General features: G+C 33.8%; 20 protein-coding genes. 2 read left to right on the top strand and 18 right to left on the bottom strand.

All coding sequences use genetic code 11. The features are described from left to right. Positions 1-5: 5 nt before the first annotated feature. On the top strand, positions 6-449 hold the full coding sequence (locus tag RM520_RS02115; protein ID WP_311384054.1) for a 3-oxoacyl-ACP synthase: 444 nt from the start codon (positions 6-8) through the stop codon (positions 447-449). A gap of 89 nt (positions 450-538) precedes the next feature. Further along, a complete protein-coding gene (locus RM520_RS02110) occupies positions 539-916 on the top strand; it encodes a SnoaL-like domain-containing protein (RefSeq protein ID WP_311384053.1) in 378 nt (125 codons plus the stop codon). A 5-nt stretch (positions 917-921) separates the two neighbouring features. Here RM520_RS02110 and arfB read toward each other — a convergent pair whose 3' ends face one another. The 18 genes from arfB to RM520_RS02020 form a co-directional block, all read right to left on the bottom strand. After that, on the bottom strand, positions 922-1,326 hold the full coding sequence (gene arfB, locus RM520_RS02105) for an alternative ribosome rescue aminoacyl-tRNA hydrolase ArfB (RefSeq protein WP_311384052.1): 405 nt from the start codon (positions 1,324-1,326) through the stop codon (positions 922-924). Positions 1,327-1,367: 41 nt separating this feature from the next. Further along, on the bottom strand, positions 1,368-2,348 hold the full coding sequence (locus tag RM520_RS02100) for an ABC transporter ATP-binding protein (protein WP_311384051.1): 981 nt from the start codon (positions 2,346-2,348) through the stop codon (positions 1,368-1,370). 66 nt (positions 2,349-2,414) lie between these two features. Further along, the gene (locus RM520_RS02095; protein WP_311384050.1) at positions 2,415-4,583 is read right to left on the bottom strand and encodes a prolyl oligopeptidase family serine peptidase; all 2,169 of its coding nucleotides are present in this window, start codon (positions 4,581-4,583) and stop codon (positions 2,415-2,417) included. Between the two features lie 185 nt (positions 4,584-4,768). Then, entirely contained in the window at positions 4,769-5,758 is a 990-nt protein-coding gene (locus RM520_RS02090) for an aspartate-semialdehyde dehydrogenase (RefSeq protein ID WP_311386808.1), read from the bottom strand. A 126-nt stretch (positions 5,759-5,884) separates the two neighbouring features. Continuing rightward, a complete protein-coding gene (locus RM520_RS02085) occupies positions 5,885-6,640 on the bottom strand; it encodes a DUF6090 family protein (RefSeq protein WP_311384048.1) in 756 nt (251 codons plus the stop codon). A 168-nt stretch (positions 6,641-6,808) separates the two neighbouring features. Next, positions 6,809-7,534, bottom strand: coding sequence for a DUF6090 family protein (locus RM520_RS02080; RefSeq protein ID WP_311384047.1), 726 nt, complete (start codon positions 7,532-7,534; stop codon positions 6,809-6,811). An 84-nt stretch (positions 7,535-7,618) separates the two neighbouring features. Continuing rightward, on the bottom strand, positions 7,619-8,344 hold the full coding sequence (locus tag RM520_RS02075) for a hypothetical protein (RefSeq protein WP_311386807.1): 726 nt from the start codon (positions 8,342-8,344) through the stop codon (positions 7,619-7,621). Positions 8,345-8,399: 55 nt separating this feature from the next. Further along, entirely contained in the window at positions 8,400-9,110 is a 711-nt protein-coding gene (locus RM520_RS02070) for a DUF6090 family protein (protein ID WP_311384046.1), read from the bottom strand. A gap of 119 nt (positions 9,111-9,229) precedes the next feature. Next, the gene (locus tag RM520_RS02065) at positions 9,230-9,754 is read right to left on the bottom strand and encodes a 2'-5' RNA ligase family protein (RefSeq protein ID WP_311384045.1); all 525 of its coding nucleotides are present in this window, start codon (positions 9,752-9,754) and stop codon (positions 9,230-9,232) included. 138 nt (positions 9,755-9,892) lie between these two features. Then, complete coding sequence (locus tag RM520_RS02060) at positions 9,893-10,543, bottom strand: hypothetical protein (RefSeq protein WP_311386806.1); 651 nt, start codon at positions 10,541-10,543, stop codon at positions 9,893-9,895. Between the two features lie 158 nt (positions 10,544-10,701). Next, positions 10,702-11,514, bottom strand: a complete 813-nt coding sequence (locus RM520_RS02055; protein ID WP_311386805.1) for a sterol desaturase family protein — start codon at positions 11,512-11,514, stop codon at positions 10,702-10,704. Continuing rightward, positions 11,501-11,866 (bottom strand): DUF2147 domain-containing protein, encoded by a 366-nt coding sequence (locus RM520_RS02050; RefSeq protein WP_311386804.1) that lies wholly within the window; start codon positions 11,864-11,866, stop codon positions 11,501-11,503. The genes RM520_RS02055 and RM520_RS02050 overlap by 14 nt, the downstream gene beginning before the upstream one ends. 79 nt (positions 11,867-11,945) lie before the next feature. Beyond that, complete coding sequence (locus tag RM520_RS02045) at positions 11,946-12,491, bottom strand: Crp/Fnr family transcriptional regulator (protein WP_311386803.1); 546 nt, start codon at positions 12,489-12,491, stop codon at positions 11,946-11,948. A gap of 284 nt (positions 12,492-12,775) precedes the next feature. Beyond that, positions 12,776-13,987, bottom strand: a complete 1,212-nt coding sequence (locus RM520_RS02040; protein WP_311386802.1) for a M24 family metallopeptidase — start codon at positions 13,985-13,987, stop codon at positions 12,776-12,778. Between the two features lie 187 nt (positions 13,988-14,174). Then, the gene (locus tag RM520_RS02035) at positions 14,175-15,635 is read right to left on the bottom strand and encodes an InlB B-repeat-containing protein (RefSeq protein ID WP_311386801.1); all 1,461 of its coding nucleotides are present in this window, start codon (positions 15,633-15,635) and stop codon (positions 14,175-14,177) included. A 186-nt stretch (positions 15,636-15,821) separates the two neighbouring features. Continuing rightward, on the bottom strand, positions 15,822-16,226 hold the full coding sequence (gene mscL, locus RM520_RS02030) for a large conductance mechanosensitive channel protein MscL (protein WP_311384036.1): 405 nt from the start codon (positions 16,224-16,226) through the stop codon (positions 15,822-15,824). Positions 16,227-16,302: 76 nt separating this feature from the next. Then, positions 16,303-17,406 (bottom strand): alanine racemase, encoded by a 1,104-nt coding sequence (gene alr, locus RM520_RS02025; protein ID WP_311386800.1) that lies wholly within the window; start codon positions 17,404-17,406, stop codon positions 16,303-16,305. Continuing rightward, positions 17,399-18,043, bottom strand: coding sequence for a thymidine kinase (locus tag RM520_RS02020; protein WP_311386799.1), 645 nt, complete (start codon positions 18,041-18,043; stop codon positions 17,399-17,401). The genes alr and RM520_RS02020 overlap by 8 nt, the downstream gene beginning before the upstream one ends. Positions 18,044-18,219: the final 176 nt, after the last annotated feature.

The raw sequence follows: 18,219 nt of genomic DNA, 5'->3' as shown, positions 1-18,219 counted from the left end.
TTAAAATGAAAAAAGCTCTTTATCTATTTTGTGAAAATTACATTAGTGCGAGAATACATCGTATTCAAAATCAAATTAATGAGGTTAAAGCTTCGCTAACTTCTGAATCAAAAAGTACAGCTGGAGATAAACATGAAACAGGTAGAGCGATGTTACAATTAGAGCGAGAAAAACTAGGGCAACAATTATTAGAGGCTGAAAAAATGCAACAAGTATTGTCTAAAGTCCCATTAGAAACTGTCAATGCAAAAGTAGTATTGGGCAGTCTAGTGCAAACTACAAAGGCTACTTATTATATAGCAGTTTCTGCTGGCAAATGCGAAATTGATGAGGCGTTAATTTTTTGTATTTCGGCAAATACCCCGATTGCAAAGCTACTATTGGGTAAAGTAGTAAACGACACTATAAGTTTTAACGGAACTAGCTCTAAAATAATAGCAATCAGTTAGGTACGGTGTTTTTCATTTAACTATTCTTTAAAATGAGTTGTTGTTTTCTTTTTTATATTTAAGAATATAAATCAATAAACAGAACAATTATGACAACAAAAGAAGTGGCAGACAAATTTGTGGGCCTATGTAAAGAAGGAAAGTATGATGAAGCTTATGGAATGTATGCAGAAAATGCGGTAAGTGAAGAAATGCCAGGTATTCCTAATCATGTAACCAAAGGAAGAGAGAATATTATAAAGGAATATCAGCAGTGGGCTGAGAATATTGAAGAAATGCATGGTGGTGACGTCGGTGAGCATATGGTCGCAGGTAACCACTTTGTTGTACCTATGTCAATGGATGCAACTTTTAAGGACAGGGGTAGACAAAAAATAGACGAGCTATGTGTATACCAAGTCGAAAATGACCAAATTACACGAGCGACCTATCATTATCAAGTGCCAGAAATGGGTCAAGGGATGTAATTTTTTTAATCGAGATTGGGCTTTTTTCTAAAAGACTTTATAGTAGCGGCTCTTTTTTTAGAGGTAAGACGCTTTTCAATTGATGATTTTGAGGGCTTTGTTGGTTTCCTTTTTTTTGGAACATGTAAAGCCTTTTTTAATACATCAAAAAAGCGATGAATAACTAATTGTCTGTTTTTGTGCTGACTTCTTGCCTCATCACACTGTAAAAGAAGTAATTGTTGTTTGTTTAAACGATTTGACAATTTTAAAATAAGCCGTTCTTTTTCTCGTGATGATAAGCCCAATGAGCTTTTTACATCAAAACTTAACTCTACTTTTGAAGAAACCTTGTTTACGTGTTGCCCACCAGCACCACTGCTACGAATAGCTTTGAATTTTAATTCTTTTATAATGGTTTCTTTATCCAAAAGATGAGTTTGTACGAATATAACTAATAACCAAATTCAAATTAATCTATAGAAAGCCTCTTATTTACAAGCTGTAGTGATACATTAAGAAACACCTGAGTATTTACTTGCAAGGCATGTCGATTTGTAAAAAAGATGTTTAAACCTTTATTGGAAAGCCCTTCAATTAAATAATGACTTCCTTTAAAATGGTTGTTAATTACATACACTTCGAACCCTGATTCTTTTGAGATTTCGAACTCATGTGGGTATACTAAAATTGACTTGGCAACCGCGCTGTATTCTTTTAGTAAAGACACTGGAACTTCATTAACAATATCAAAAAGAGAAGCCACATATTTTGTCTTTGGTTTTTGATACAATTGTCTTGTGGGTTCATGAGCTATTATGGAACCATTTTTAAGCACTAAGGTTTCATCAGAAAATGCTAGAACATCGTTTGGATCATGACTGGCATTAATCACGGTAATACCCTTTTCTTTTAAGTACGGAAATATTTTATAGCGCAGTTCATTTTTTTTGAATTGGTCAATACTACTGAACGGCTCATCTAGCAATAAAACTTCGGGTTCTTGTGCCAAAGCTCTAGCCAATGCAACGCGCTGTTGTTGACCTCCGCTGAGGCTTTTTACTTTGACATTTGAATAATCTTTCATCTCAATCACCTCAAGTAATTCATCAATACGTTGTTGATGTGTATCTAACTCAAAGGCAGATAAATGTTCGGCAATATTTTCGGCAACGGTAGTAAAAGGCATCAAATCAAAATCTTGTGCCACGTACTTCATGTATTTTTCACCCGGAACAAGATTATAACTTGGCCCTAATACTTCAATTTTTTTCCAATGAATGTTCCCCGAATTCAATTCTAATAGCCCATATAGCGCTTTTAATAGTGTGCTTTTGCCACAACCGCTTTCGCCAATGACTGAAAGATGTTTGCCTTCTTTAAGTGTGAACTGAATATTATTGAGAATAAGTTCATCTTGAAATGAAAAAGAAATGCTATCAACGTTTAACATAAAAAGGGGAAAAGAAAAATCCGTTTCTTTTGAAACGGATTTTCTATTAGAATTATTTTAGAACGCTTAATCAGTACCGTCAGTAATTTTTATCTGGTTAGGTAAAGATTCAAAGCCCATGTTAAAAAGAGTGAACCCAAAAATATCAGCATACTGCTCAATAGTTTTTGCTACAGGGGTTCCGGCTCCGTGACCGGCATTTGTCTCTATTCTTATCAGCGTAGGGTTATTACCGGATTGTTTCTCTTGTAATTCTGCGGCAAACTTGAAACTATGAGCAGGTACAACTCTATCATCATGATCACCTGTTGTCACCAAAGTTGCAGGATATGCTACCCCGGACTTTACATTATGAACGGGGGAGTATCCCTTTAAATATTCAAACATTTCTTTACTCTCTTCAGCTGTTCCATAATCATAGGCCCAGCCTGCGCCAGCTGTAAAAGTGTGATAGCGCAACATGTCAAGTACCCCAACCGCAGGTAATGCTACTTGCATTAAATCTGGTCTTTGGGTCATGGTTGCCCCAACTAGAAGCCCTCCGTTTGAACCTCCACGAATTGCTAAATATTCTTTTGAAGTGTATTTGTTAGCTATTAAATATTCAGCTGCAGCAATAAAGTCATCAAACACATTTTGCTTTTGCATTTTAGTACCTGCATCGTGCCATTTTTTGCCATATTCACCACCTCCACGAAGGTTAGGCACTGCGTAAACTCCACCTTGCTCCATCCATACGGCATTCGTGATACTAAACCTTGGAGTTAGACTAATATTGAACCCACCATAACCATAAAGGATAGTCGGGTTTTTACCATTAAGTTGAACTCCTTTTTTATGTGTGATAATCATGGGCACTTTTGTACCATCTTTAGAGGTATAAAAAACTTGAGTAGAAACATAATCGGAAGGGTCAAAATCAATATCTGGCTTCCAATATTGGGTGTATTCACCAGTTTCTACATTATACTTGTAGGATGAACCTGGGGTGCTATAATTGGTAAACGAAAAGTAGAATTCTTTATCTTCTTTTTTACCACCAAAACCACCAGCACTACCTACACCTGGTAATTTTACTTCACGCACTTTGTTTCCATCATAATCATATTGATAGACTTTAGAAATGGCATCGACCATATATTCAGCAAAGAAAAACCCACCACCACTGCCAGCAGTTAATACATTTTCTGTTTCAGCAATAAAGTCTGTCCAATTATCTGAAGTCGGATTTGCAGCATCTGCAATTACAATTTTTTTGTTCGGTGCATTCAGGTTAGTCACTAAGAATAGTTTTGAACCTTCATTTTCCATCACATAAGTATCGGAATCTGTATGATCTAAAACGGTCACAAGACTGCTGTTAGGGGCGTTTAAGTCTTTAAGAAAAAGCTTATTTCCTGATGTAGAAACCGAGGCAGAAATGAATAAAAACCGCTCGTCTTCAGAAACACGCCCACCAATATAACGGTGTTTTTCTTCAGGGGTGCCCCCATAAACTAACTGGTCTTCAGATTGTGATGTTCCAAGTTTATGAAAATAGAGTTTGTGTTGATCAGTCTTTGCAGAGAGTTCGCTGCCTTCAGGCTTGTCATAACTAGAATAGTAAAAGCCTTCATTACCTTTCCAAGATAGGCCACTGAATTTAATATCGACCAAAGTATCTTCAACCTGTTCTCTTGTTTCAGTATTAATAACAATAGCTTTTCTCCAATCGCTACCACCTTCTGAAATTAGGTAAGCGGCTAAAGAACCATCTTTTGTAAAACTCAACCCTGCTAATGATGTGGTGCCATCTTCAGAAAAATTGTTTGGATTCAGAAACTCTTCTGCTTCACCACCGCCTTTTTTTCTATAAACTACATATTGATTTTGAAGACCATTGTTTTTATAGAAATAGGTATACTCACCTTCTTTAAACGGGGAGCCTATTTTTTCATAATTCCAAAGCTTTTCAAGTCTTTGTTTGATGTCTTTTCTGAAAGGTATTTTATCTAAATAGCCAAAGGTGACATTGTTTTGTTGGTTAACCCATTTTTCAGTGTCTTCACTACGATCATCTTCTAACCAGCGATAAGGATCCTCAACTGATGTTCCAAAATACGTGTCTGATTGTCCAATTTTGCTGGTGTATGGGTAGTTCACTTTTATTAAATCTTTAATGACCTTGTTTTGTGCCATGATTGTTTGTGCGCAGATAAAAAGAAGTACTACACATAAAGAAGTTAAGTTTTTCATTTCTTGAGTATTTAGCTAGCTCAAAATAGCGGAAATACATGAGAAATACTTGAAATGTTTAAAGGCTTAACTTTTTTTAACGAAAGCCCTTGTCCAAATTGAAGCTAAAGAGACTTGTTTTTTGATGTCTTTATAAGTCATGGACTTTGTTCATTCCCTTCCCTCGCTTAGGTAAAGGGAGGTTTTTAAACCAATTTATTTTCAACCAAATATTCTGCAATTTGTACTGCATTTGTCGCGGCACCTTTTCTAAGATTATCAGATACAATCCACATATTTAATGTATTACGTTGCGTTTCGTCACGGCGAATACGCCCCACAAAAACATCATCTTTATCATGCGCATAAATTGGCATTGGGTAGGTATTGGTATCTGGATTGTCTTGCACTGTTACCCCTGATGTTTCATTTAATAATTTTCTGACTTCGGACAATTCAAAATCGTTTTGAAACTCAACATTAACTGACTCTGAATGGCCGCCAGAAGTTGGAATACGAACAGCTGTTGCAGAAATTGAAAACTTACGGTCATCTAATATTTTCTGTGGTTCACGAGCCAATTTCATTTCTTCTTTAGTGTAGCCATTCTCTAAAAACACATCGCAATGCGGCAAAGCATTTCTGTTAATGGGATAAGGATAGGCCATTTCACCTTGAATACCCGCCATTTCATTTTCTAGTTGTTTTACAGCTTTTACTCCGGTACCTGAAACAGATTGGTAGGTAGAAATAACTACACGTTTCATTTGGTATTTTTTGTGTAGCGGATTTAATGCCATTACCAACTGAATGGTAGAACAGTTTGGGTTTGCTATAATTTTATCTTCTGCAGTTAATTCAGACGCATTGATTTCTGGGACTACCAATTTTTTAGTTGGGTCCATTCGCCATGCTGAAGAGTTGTCAACTACTGTGGTGCCTGCTTCGGCGAACTTAGGTGCCCAATCCAAAGAAGTATCTCCGCCAGCCGAAAAAATTGCGATGTCTGGTTGCGCATCAACGGCCGTTTGTAAACCAATAACCATATGTGCTTCACCTTTATAATTCAACTGTTTACCAACAGAACGTTCTGAAGCTACCAAGAGTAATTCTGTTATAGGAAAATTACGTTCGGCTAATACTTTTAACATTACCTCACCCACCATACCTGTGGCGCCAACAACTGCTACTTTCATTCTTTTTTAATTTGAAAAGACAAAGGTAATTTTACCATAGTGATAAACAAACAAGAATGAAGTAAAAATCAAAATACAACAAAAAGTTATATTTGTAACAAACCTTTAATAAGGAATCAACACTTTTTATTGATTTAATTCCTTTGCTAACGAGGCAAGAAGTTTTTTAGCCATTTTCATTTTGTTTTTATAATGTCCATTTTGCCCAGAGGTCATTCGCATTTTAAGTCTGAGATTAGCTAAATATTCTTTGTTTTTTCGAAGCGCTTCAATATTTAGATCGAGTCCGGCATTAGTAATGTTTATTTCTTGAAGGCCTTCAGTTGTTGTTAGTACATTTTCAAGAACAGAAGAAGTAATATGTTGGTGCTGATATAGTTGTAAACTTTGCTCTACATTTTTTTCCGTAACAAGCTCAAAAGAATAGTATCGATAAAGCTCTTTTTGAAGTTCAGAGTTATCAAGTTTAATATCATTTGCACTAGATAAAAATAAGTTATAAGTACTTTTTTCAGCAACAAAATACGTTTCCAATATCAATCTCTTATGATATGTGGTAAATGAAGTTTTATCTTCATTTTTTAAATCACCCTCTTTCGAAAGATTTTTCCAAATGGAGTCAATATGTACTAATGTCTTTTCGTTCCAGTCAATATTTTGACTTAATCTTATGGTATCGCTTTCAATATCACCTTTAAATTGTTTTAAATAAGAGATAGATTTCATTTTCATTTTGGAAGTTTCATTCCAATTATTGATTTGTAGCGCTATTAAAATTCCAATAACAACGAGGATGATTTCTCCAATAGCATAAACCAAGTATTTACTGAATTTATTTTCTGTCAATAATCGTTGTCTTATTTTTCGAAAGAATTTTATCATTGTTTTTTATATGAGGCACAACTATAGCGCTAAACGTAGCGCTGTAGTTCGAGTATGATTAGTTGCGGACTTTTCCAACGGAAAATGTCCGCCAGAAGATAGTTAATTGCAAATGATTTAGTTTAAGGAAGCCACTCGCAATTAATTATACACATTGTTAGCCTTGCGTTATTTATTTAGTTCTTCATTAATCAGTTCCAGAATTCTTTGACTTTCCATATAATGTCTTTCCATTATATTTGAGAACCATATCCTTTGAACGTCCGTTTTATGGACAAGTGCTACGAAATATTGATTTTTTAAAAGACTTTCCAGATCAAATGCCTTGTAGGTTATTCCTCCCTTATTCGGTATCTGAATAAAGTTTTCGTCCACAAATTTCTCTCTGTTTACCCTATCAATTGTTCCCCAGTTTAAATCAGCTTGTAGGTGTGGTTGGGTATCTTCAAAAAAAACCATTATTTCTTTTTTTAAGACTTGGTTTTTGATAATTTCAAACCCATTATCCTTTATTACATTATAACCAACTTCTGATAGTCCAACATCCGATGTACCCATTAAAGCTTGATGAAAGTAATTCCCCAAAGAATCGCGATTAATCAACTTGGTTTCAATGGCTGAAATAATGATCGATCCCGATTTACGATAATAATCAATTGATTGGATTCGACTTTTTAGCTTATCGCAGTTTTGTTCCAGATTCTCAGCTAAATTCTCCAGCATGTATTTTTCTAGCGCCTTGTTTTTCTGATCTTCATTCCAATTATTGATTTGAAGCGCAATCAAAATTCCAATAACAACAAGAATGATTTCTCCTATGGCATATATCAGATATTTACTAAATTTATTTTCAGTCAGTAATCTTTGTCTAATTTTTCTAAAGAATTTAATCATTGGTTAGTTTTAAAATACTGTTTTGTTGTTTGCCAACATTTTCTGAAAGGTAAATCCGACCCGATAAAGGATTATACTTTCTTGTTATTCATTTAATTCTAAATCTATTAAATCAATAATTTCAATTAATAATTTTTCCATTTTAGCATTTGAAGCTACCAAGAATGCATTATAATTCGTTAAGTATTTAAAGCGCATTAAAACTGCGTGGTCTTTTTTTAATTGGGAAAGATTCTTGGGTTTGTTCTCATAAACGTACGGCGACATATTCCAATCATCAAAATACTTATAAATCACATTAAAAAGTTTTTCATCTTGAACATAATACATAGAAATTACATTCTCGTATTGAGGATACAACACATCATATAATCTAATTATTTTATGTTTTATAGCATCATTTGAAATTCTGTTTAGTCCAAATTCTTTAAGTGATTCAAAAGGCGCTTTTGAAACCATAAAGGAAGTTCTCTTTGTGGCCATAGAAAATTGATACGTAGTAGAGTCATTAAATTGCCCATCATTTTTCAACCAATCAATAACCTTGTATTGATTTTTAAGTATTTCTTTATGATATTCATGATTGACTTTTACGTCGATTAAATCACTTTTTAAACCATTTTGAATTTCTGTAATTAACTTTATTTCTAGTTCTTTTTCGGTTTTTTGTTCTTTCCACTGATTTGCCTGAAATGCTAAAAGAATCCCAATCATGACGAGTAAAATTTCTCCTATGGCATATATCAGATATTTACTGAATTTATTTTCAGTCAGCAATCTTTGTCTAATTTTTCTAAAGAATTTTATCATTGGTTAGCGGTTGGTTGTAATGAAGCACTTACTCATAGCCATTGTTGTGCTTTGGTTATTTTTTTAATTCATTATTGATTGTTTGCAAAAGTTTATCCAGTGATACTTTCCACTCTTTATACCAAAATGATTGGTCTTCTCTATTTGCTATAGATGTTTTTAAGACGCTAATATATTTCTTAGAATCCTTCAAACTATTGTAATCAAAAGGCTTCATTTCAGTTCTCATAGCAACCTTATCAAATAACTCTGTTAAAATTGGTGATGCAGTATTATAAAAATAATTTTCTTGCCTTTCTGCTAAAGTTTCCATCCATCCAATATTATAAATGTTTACAATATCTCTAATTGTATCATTGGTTATTAAATTAACACCATAAGACTTAAGGCTCTCATATCCATTATTATTGAATTTGACACTTACCCATGATATGGATTTAGAAAAATGTAGATCTAAAGAATCATTATAGGGTAAATTGTTTTCTAAAGCATTGAGAATAATTTTAGCAGATTTTATAGAAGCATTATTGTTTCTTAAACTTAAGTCTATTTGAAAGTAATTACCTTCAATTCCATTTGCAATATCTTTTAATATTTCATGTTCAAACTTCTTAGTTTTTCTTCTTTCATTCCAATTGTTTATGCTAAGCGCAATCAAAATTCCAATAACTACGAGCACAATTTCTCCAATAGCATACTTAAAATACTTTCCAGTTTTTCCTTCTGAAAGTAAGTTTTGTCTAATTTTTCTAAAGAATTTTATCATTGGTTAGCGATTTTTGATAATTAAGTACACAACGTTTAGATTGTGCTTTCTATCTAAGTAAAATCCAGCTGCTTAAAGGTAGTAAAACATGATTGCTTTAACGAGTGTGTGGCCTTGAGCTATAGTTGTTGATGGCTAGCGTTATTTTTTACAATATTAAATTCCCGAAGCACATTCCATTTTCCACCATTTTTTTGCTCAATAAGGCTTATCTTTCCAAGTTCCAACACCTTAGGCAAGCTATAATTCTCAATCCTTTCAAATTTCTCATCGGTACATGTTGAATTTCTTGGATGCATTAGGGTTATGTGAGGAACCTGCTCTTTTTTCAATTCATTTGGTCCCAAAACTAACTTCCTTAATTCTTTAAACTCTTTGTTATGGCCAAATGATGATAGGTAAACACCTTTTCCGTCCGAGAATCGTAATGCTTTTCCGAATTCAATTCGGATTGGTTTTTCTAATCTAATGGATTCTATTCGAGCAATGGTTTTTACGATTGGTTCAATTTCGTCTTCACGGCAAAGTGTAACGTGTGCAGGAATTAGATTGTATTGTTCTGGATTAAATTTGGCTCGAATTTTCTCGATAATATCATTCGGTTCGTTAATAAACAAAGTCAATTGTCTTCTAATTTTTTCCATCTCGGCTATGATTAGTTGTGTTGGTTACAACTTAACTCAGTAATTACAAACTAAACAGAAAATCCGCGAGGATTTTCAGAAGTAGGGGAGAATATGCAGTGATTTAAAACCATAGTTGGATGTTGAATTTTTCATATTCTATTTTAGTTGGGATTCCAGATTCAACTTTAATTTTTTAGATTCCTCTACTACCAATTGATAAGCATTTACTTTTTGCTTTACCAATGACTCATAAACAATTATTTTATTGCGTAGGCCTATTAAATCATCTTTTCTTAATAATGTCATTTCCATTAAATCCACATTACCAGTTAACCATTTTAATAATTCATTTGTAAAATACTCTACTTGAAAATCACCTTTTTTCACACTTTCAAGAACGATTCCTTCATAATAATCATCTATTTTCTTACGAAGACTTAAATCATCTATTAATTTTAATTTACCAGAAGACTTCATTGAACTATAGGTTGTCTTAGTAGGCGCGAAATTGTCAACTTGAAAAACTGTAAACAATTCTTTTTCTATGTTCGAGATCCTATCTTTCGATAATAACTCAATCAGTTTTCTAAGATTTTCTTGTTGTTTAATATTTATTGGAATATGATACTCTTCATAGGTTGTAATATCTTCTGAAAGGTCAGTTATTAGAGAATTCATTAACTGTTGCCCCTCCTTTATTTCTTTGTTAATCGTTGATTTTTCATTTAAGAAAAATGCTAAGTAAACACCAAGTATTACGGCAATAAAATTAAGTATATGATTTACCCATTCTTTTCTTTTTCTCATCGCAGTATTTTTTGTATCCAGCGGTCTCGTATAAGAATATTATCGAATTTTGAAACACGAACCATTCGGATTAAACCTGAATTTAAATATAAAAAAAGCGATTTCGATTGAGCACCGAAACCGCTATTATTTTTATACATTGATAGGTACAGTTATTTTTAATTTTTTAGATCCAGCGTATTTTCATTTTCTTTAATATGTTGTTTTTCTCGTTTCCAATTTCCTTTAAAATACTCAACTAACGGTAGAAAATTTAGTTTAAAAGGGTTATTACTGTAAAATCCAGTTGTAACTCCATATTTTACTTTTTCAGTCTCTTTTTGATATGTACCAAATAATCGGTCGAAAATAATGAGGGTACCTCCATAATTTTTATCAATATATTTTTCGTTTGAACCGTGGTGAACTCGGTGAGCCGAAGGTGTATTGAAAAACAATCCTTCAAAAAAGCCCAATTTTTTCACAGCTTCTGTGTGCAAAAAATACTGGAAAAATAAGCCTGAAGTTATGCATATTATAAGTATTTCAGGAGAAAAACCAAGTAAAACAAAAGGGATGTAAATAATTGGACTTACAAAAGCCCCAATCCAGTTTAACCGAACTGCAGTACTTAAGTTCATGTGCATGCCAGAATGGTGTGTGTGGTGCAATGTCCATAATAATGGCGTTTCATGACTTAGGCGATGATACCAATAAAAACCTAATTCAGCAGCAAGAAAAGCTAGAATTATCGTAAATGCATTAGTAGGAATACTAAAAAAATGGTATTCTGCTACCCAGCCGAATACTAGATATTTCCAACCTAAAGAAATTGGTTTCATAATATTGTTGCCAATAAAAATCCCAAGATTACCGAGACTTTCTTTTAGATTATAAACCGATTTGTTTTTAGTTTTTGACCAAATTATTTCAATGACCAAGGCAACCAAAACGATACCTGCAAAATAGTATTGAATGTTATTTGTGTTCATCTTTATTTTGTTTTTCCCATTCAACAGTTTTCTTCATCCATCCTGAATAAATGGTAATAATTAATACGTTATTTTTTGGCTCAAATTTAGCGTTGTACCATTTTTTCTTTTTTACAACATATATTTTCCCTTCGTAAAAGTCATCACTTTTCTTGATGTCTTTGATTAGAAGTTTTCCGATGGGTGCTTCTTTATTATCTGAAGAATCTAGTAACCCTTCAAACAAATCACCTGTTTTTTTAATTTTAACCGTTGTGTTTTCTTTTCCCGTATTCCACAAGCCTTCTAAAGATTGTGCGTTCATGGTAATTATTCCAAAAAGAAGAAAAAAAATTGTTGCTATGTTTTTCACTATAAATGATTTTATTAGCACAAAAATAAAATTGATGAATTATACAACCACTTAACAAAAGATAAGAAATGAATATGGGTTAGTCTTTCTTTGATACTATTCTAGACCTTATTCTACTCAAAGAAACTGGAGTTATACCAATTATATTAGCGATATACATGTCTGGTATTCTGTTGACAATATTTGGGTTGTCTTTGACAAATTTTTTGTAGCGTTCTTCTGGAGAAAGAAAAACAAATGATTCTGAGCGTTGAAATGCCCGCTTAATGATTCTTTTACCAAAATAGGTTCGATTCCATTCTAAAAGGTTTGGGTTTTTTGAAGTAATTTCTAAAAATAAATCATAATCAATAACATAAACTTTGGTCGCTTCTATAGCCTCGTAAGTAAATTTCGAGGGTTCATTGAATAAAATAGAATGAACATTGGTAAATATGTTAGTTTCGGCATACACTTGAAATGTAACTTCTTCACCTTTTTCGTTAATAATATAACTACGCACTATTCCTTTCCGAATAAAAAAGACATTCTTTTCTTTAGAATTTGCAGCAATAATTGCATCCTCTTTACCAAAGGATTTTATCTTAGAATTTCTGAATAACTTATATAAATTTTTCAGGTTCAAAATTATCTAAATCAGTTATTGGATTATGATTTTACAATTGTACTTAACCACAGCGCTAAACGTAGTGTTGTAATTCGAGTCGATTCTTAAAGATGAGTTGCAACGTAGTTGCGCAGATTAAAGTTCACCGTAGGTGAATTGACTCGAACGGTCTCGGCTATGATTTTGTAGCCGAAGAACTAAAGTTAGCAAAAAGAGTACTGCGTAGTAGAAATTCGTTAGAATTTCTTGAAAGCCCCTTAAATGGCTAGTTATGAATTATAGCCATTGTTGGCTGTAGTTATTTATATTCCGAACATTTTTTTGATAATATTTCCCTTTAACTTTTGCAATGGTTTTGAGTTTGTAAAAGTTAAACTATTTATATCATCAGGACAGTCCGTTAATATCTGATAACCGTTTTTTGTTATTAATACGGTGTCAGAATGCCTAAAACCTCCAACGCCTTCGATATAAATTCCAGGTTCAATACTAACAACCATATTTTCTTTTAGAACTGTTTTGTCTCCCTCTGCTAAGTAAGGACCTTCGTGATTCCCTAGACCTATTCCGTGACCAGTTCTATGCATCAAATTCTCTTTTAATCCTTGGTCAATTAAAAATTGTTTGGCAGCTAAATCTACATCCTCTGCAACTGTGCCAGATTTTAAAACAGAGTAACTTCTTCTTCTCGCTTCCATCATTAATGCAAAAGCTTCTTCTTGTTCTTTTGTTGGTTTACTGGTGAAAAATGTTCTTTCTAGTTCAGCAGAATATCCATTTACTCTTAAAAATGCTAAACTAATATGTGAGCCTTCGACTAGTAAATCTGATACTTTTGGTATTCCGTGAGGTTGATAAGAAATTCGACTAGGCCAAGCCGCAACCAAAATATTTGTTGATAAATAGTCAAAAGGTGTTTGTTTGATTACTTTTTGTTGAATAGAACGTCCAATCGAAAAAACCTCAAGTTCCGACATTCCGAAATAGGCATTCTTATTTAATTTATCGATACTAATATCACAGTACTTTGAAGCCTGTTTAATTAATTCAATTTCCGCATCACTCTTAATCCATCTATGTTTTTCTAGTATCGTGTTCGCTACTGTTTTTATATTAACTGATGCCAAGAAATCTGATACTTCATAAGGTGTTTTACCACCAATGCCAATTAGTTTACTGTCTTTTACCTGCTCTAAAAGAATATCTTGCCAACGTTCTGGTTTTGGCGCAGGATATTCCCAGTAACTTTTTATTTCATTGACATTGTCAACTTTGTTAAGGTGAGCGAGTTCCATTTTAGGAACAATAAAACTCACGTTATTTGCTTTAATTATTAATAAAAATAATCTTTCAAGGCTTTTATAAGTCAAGCCAGTTAAGTAGTAAATATCCTCTTCTTCCGAAATGATTAGTGTGTCAATTCCGCTAGCTTTAATGGTCTTCTGAACTAATTGTATTCTCTGCTTGTATTCTGATGTACTTATGTTCAAATTGTAGTCTTCTTGTTTTTTCAATATTGTTGCCAACGGTTTGTGTATGATTAGTTGCGGAATTCTCCAACTAGCCACGTTTTACTTGGCGGAAAATGACCGCCAGTAGTAAAGATAATTGATTGCAGGAATTTCCAGCTTGGAAATTTCAACCGCAATTAATTATACATGGTGTTGGCAACTGGTAAATTAGATTTTTATTTTAAAAATATTACAATTCACAATTTCCAGATTCCATATCCTGTAAAGTCGGATTAAAAAGGTTGTCAAAAACATCCCAATTACCCATAAGATTTCCATTGTTAATTAAATCGTCCAATGCACAAAAACTTTGTAAACTTTCGTTCTGAATAATGTTGACCAATGTTGTTAACTCATTTAAATTTTCTAGACCAGAAAGGGATACTAAACTGGTATTATCCCTAATGAAAACGGTTTCCATGCTACTAATTGACTCCATGCCGGAAAGGTCAACAATCCCATCGCAAAACTGCAATACAAATATCATGTTGTTTGAATTTGAGAAATTAGCACCGTTCAAATTGATTAAGGCATCATTATCATCCAATCTAAGATTGACCGAGCCATTAATATTCAATCCAGCAAGGGAATTTAGTGCAGGATTTTTTTCAATCCATAAGCGCTCCACTGTCAAATTTGAATTTAACCCTTGTAAGGATTCTAATCCTGTATTTTCTTGAATAAAAAATGACTCCCCTACAGATTCAAGATTTCCAAGGCCTTCAAGTGACAAGAAGGAAGTTGTAAAACTTAGGGTGAGTTGTATACCGACTGTTCGTAAATTTTCCAGATTATTGTATTCACTCATTAATGGAAAATTACCAAGAATCATTGTGTCGGATACATGTTCCAAAAACTGAAATCCATCTAAAGTCTCCAATTTATTTAGAGAGCCTAGTCTAAGATTTTTTAGTTGTGTTATTCCCGAGAAAACGGTGACGGAGGTCAATTCCGGACAAGCCCCTATCGCAATTGAAAAATCAACTTTGTTCGAATCTATCACACCTTGAATTAAATTATTGAAGACATCTAGATTTTCTATATTAGAAACATTAGAGATTCGGAGGCCAGAGGCCGAATCAACATTTTCCAACCCGCTAAAATTGTTGAGATTACTATGAAAAACAATCGCTATTTCCCCACCTACTTCCTTTAAATTTGATAAGGCAGATAAATCTGTTATCGAGGATGAATTTAAACCAGAAATAGAGAGGTTTCCGCTAATTCCAGTATAGCATAAATTCCCAAATTCATTAATTTCTTCTTGAGTTTCAAGATTCACATCTCCATCAAAAGTACCTAGGTCGCACGTTTCAATACTTTCTTGGAAAACAGCATTAATAGTTTTGTTGGCATCCATTACAATGGTTAGGGGGTTTATATCGCTTTGAGCATTTCCAGTCCACTCTTGGAAAGTGTATCCTTCGGAAGGAGTAGCTTGTATATTAACCGATGTTCCCTCATCATAAGTGCCGTTTGATGGGGAAACTGTTCCACCTTCTGTAGGGTTAGCTAAAACAGATAGGTCGAACTGTACCGGTTCATCATTTTGCATTTCCATGTCATCAGTTCCTTCAGAATTCGAAGAACAGCCCAAAAGCGAAAAAATCAGAATGGATAAACAAACGTTATATTTTACAATTGATTTCATACTACAGTATAGCTTTATATATTTTTTTGACTTGTTGCCAACAAATGGATATAGTTATTAACTATATTTCTTTTATATGCGGAACTAAAATACCAAAAAAAACCGGCAGCTTGTTAGCGAAACAAACTACCGGTTTAAAGGTTAAAAATGTGATGTAACGGTATTCTTAGAAAATTCTAAGAACTATTATTTTTTAAGTGAATCACGAATCTCAGCAAGTAACTCTTCAGCAGTTGGGCCTGCAGGAGCAGCTTCTGGTTCCGGAGCTTTTGTTTTGTTGTATGCTTTAACAATTAAAAACATTACAAAACCAACAATTAATAAGTTCACGATGGTGTTAATCCAAGCACCATAAGCAATTACAGCACCACCTGCTTCTTTAGCAGCTGCAAGGGTAGCGTACTCATTACCATCCATTGCATAGTGCAAGTCTTCAAAATTCATTCCGCCAGCAAAATACCCGATAAAAGGCATTGCGATATTGTTCACAAAACCGTTGATAACAGCACCCAAGGCACCAGCCATGATAACGGCAACGGCAAAGTCAATAACATTGCCAGTCATAATGAAATTCTTAAATTCTTTAAGCATTGTATTTATAGTTTTAGGTTAATACAATTGCAATGTACAAAATCTAAAAGAAATGTTAAGTAAACACACTCTTTGCTTAAACAACAAGCCTTTTAATGCGCTGAGAGATTGCAGTTAAAATCTCATAAGAAATTGTTCCGCTTAAGTTAGCAAATGCCTCTGCAGATAATCCTGAACCAAATATGATAACTTCATCGCCTTCTTGGCATTCAATACCAGTCACATCAACCATTATCATATCCATACAAACATTACCAATAATGGGAGCCTTTTTGCCACCTATGACAACGCTTGCTTTACCATTGCCGTACTGTCTGCTAATACCGTCGGCATGCCCAATGGGCAAGGTTGCAGTGACACGATAACCAACGGAAGTATACCCGCGATTGTAACCAACGCTTTCACCTGGTTCAATTTTATGTAACTGAGAAATAACCGTTTTGAGGCTAGCGACTGGTTTTAGTGCTTTGTCAATTTCAGAATGGTTGCCGTAACCGTATAGCCCAATACCGCTTCGAACCATTTCATATTGGGCCTCGGGATAATTTAGAATTCCAGAAGAATTAAGCGTATGTCTTATGTAAGTATAAGGAAGTTTATCACTCAATTCTGTAGTAATTTTTTCGAATGATGAAATTTGACTTAACGAAAAATCACGTTCGTTTTCATCTTCAGATGCCGCTAAATGTGAAAAGACAGATTTAATTTTTAGTTCATCTCTTTTTTCAAGTGTATTTACAATGAAATCGATATCACTTTCCCAAAATCCTAATCGGTTTAAGCCAGTGTTAAACTTTACATGCACCGGATAATTTACTTGGTTTTTATCTTTGGCCGATGCCAAAAATAGCTTTAAAATTCTTGGAGAATACATGCTAGGTTCAAGACACCTATCAATAAGTTCTTCAAAATTTAAAGGTTGCGGGTGCAAAACTAAAATAGGGCTTGTAATACCTGCATCTCTGAGCAATACGCCTTCTTTTACATAGGCCACAGCAAAGTAATCAATACCAAGTACTTCTAGTTTTTTAGCAATAGCGACCATATCACTACCATAAGCAAAAGCCTTAACCACCCCTAAAAACAAGGTGTTCTTTTTTAGTTTAGATTTAAAAAAATGGAAATTATGCTCGAGGGCCGAAAGGTCAATTTCAAGCGTGGTTTCTCCAATTTTACTCATTGGATGTATTCTTTTTTACTACTACTTTTTCCGCTTCAACAGTGATGTCTTTAACTCTTTCTTTCAGCATTGCCTTATAAAAGGCTGCACGACTTAGCGGTTCATATTCTTCTGTTTCGCCTAATAGCACAAGTTTATCATTGTTAGATTTTCTGAAACTATAGTTGGCTAGGTTTCCTGTTCTTGTGCAGACTGCGTGAACTTTGGTTACATATTCCGCTGTTGCCATTAAAGCTGGCATAGGACCAAAAGGGTTGCCTTTAAAATCCATATCTAACCCGGCTACAACAACCCGAACCCCGCGATTCGCTAAATCATTACAAACAGTGACAATTTCATCATCAAAAAATTGAGCTTCGTCAATACCAACTACATCACACCCATCGGCCAAAATTCGAATGTTGGCTGCTGCAGGTACCGGTGTAGAGCGAATTTCATTGGCATCATGTGAAACCACCATTTCTTCATTATATCGAGTATCAACTTGTGGTTTAAAAATTTCTACTTTTTGTTTCGCGAATTTTGCACGTTTTAGCCTTCGAATGAGCTCTTCGGTTTTTCCTGAAAACATAGAACCGCTAATGACTTCTATCCATCCAAACTGTTCTTTAGGGTTTACGGTGTTTTCAAGAAACATATTGTACTTTTAAACTAAATTAAGAGGTTTGATCGTTTTAATTGGTGTGAAGTACAAAATTAAGTAAAAATACGCCTTTGACTTCCGTGAAGAATTTAACCTTTTGTTTTTATAGTTAGTTAAGAATAGATAGTACATTTATAGTGCAGTGCCTTATAAGGGCTAATAAAATTTAA

The sequence above is a fragment of the Croceitalea vernalis genome (assembly GCF_031846405.1).
Taxonomy (GTDB): domain Bacteria; phylum Bacteroidota; class Bacteroidia; order Flavobacteriales; family Flavobacteriaceae; genus Croceitalea; species Croceitalea vernalis.
Note: the sequence above shows the minus strand (reverse complement) of the source record. Positions and strands in the feature narration are given on the sequence as shown.

Excerpts from the sequence above, each read along its gene's own strand:
- RM520_RS02070 (WP_311384046.1), bottom strand. The coding sequence starts at position 9,110 with ATGATAAAATTCTTTAGAAAAATTAGACAAAACTTACTTTCAGAAGGA.
- RM520_RS02095 (WP_311384050.1), bottom strand. The coding sequence starts at position 4,583 with ATGAAAAACTTAACTTCTTTATGTGTAGTACTTCTTTTTATCTGCGCA.
- RM520_RS02085 (WP_311384048.1), bottom strand. The coding sequence starts at position 6,640 with ATGATAAAATTCTTTCGAAAAATAAGACAACGATTATTGACAGAAAAT.
- RM520_RS02080 (WP_311384047.1), bottom strand. The coding sequence starts at position 7,534 with ATGATTAAATTCTTTAGAAAAATTAGACAAAGATTACTGACTGAAAAT.
- RM520_RS02100 (WP_311384051.1), bottom strand. The coding sequence starts at position 2,348 with ATGTTAAACGTTGATAGCATTTCTTTTTCATTTCAAGATGAACTTATT.
- RM520_RS02055 (WP_311386805.1), bottom strand. The coding sequence starts at position 11,514 with ATGAACACAAATAACATTCAATACTATTTTGCAGGTATCGTTTTGGTT.
- alr (WP_311386800.1), bottom strand. The coding sequence starts at position 17,406 with ATGAGTAAAATTGGAGAAACCACGCTTGAAATTGACCTTTCGGCCCTC.
- RM520_RS02110 (WP_311384053.1), top strand. The coding sequence starts at position 539 with ATGACAACAAAAGAAGTGGCAGACAAATTTGTGGGCCTATGTAAAGAA.
- RM520_RS02090 (WP_311386808.1), bottom strand. The coding sequence starts at position 5,758 with ATGAAAGTAGCAGTTGTTGGCGCCACAGGTATGGTGGGTGAGGTAATG.
- mscL (WP_311384036.1), bottom strand. The coding sequence starts at position 16,226 with ATGCTTAAAGAATTTAAGAATTTCATTATGACTGGCAATGTTATTGAC.
- RM520_RS02020 (WP_311386799.1), bottom strand. The coding sequence starts at position 18,043 with ATGTTTCTTGAAAACACCGTAAACCCTAAAGAACAGTTTGGATGGATA.
- RM520_RS02065 (WP_311384045.1), bottom strand. The coding sequence starts at position 9,754 with ATGGAAAAAATTAGAAGACAATTGACTTTGTTTATTAACGAACCGAAT.
- RM520_RS02115 (WP_311384054.1), top strand. The coding sequence starts at position 6 with ATGAAAAAAGCTCTTTATCTATTTTGTGAAAATTACATTAGTGCGAGA.
- RM520_RS02075 (WP_311386807.1), bottom strand. The coding sequence starts at position 8,344 with ATGATAAAATTCTTTAGAAAAATTAGACAAAGATTGCTGACTGAAAAT.
- RM520_RS02060 (WP_311386806.1), bottom strand. The coding sequence starts at position 10,543 with ATGAGAAAAAGAAAAGAATGGGTAAATCATATACTTAATTTTATTGCC.
- RM520_RS02035 (WP_311386801.1), bottom strand. The coding sequence starts at position 15,635 with ATGAAATCAATTGTAAAATATAACGTTTGTTTATCCATTCTGATTTTT.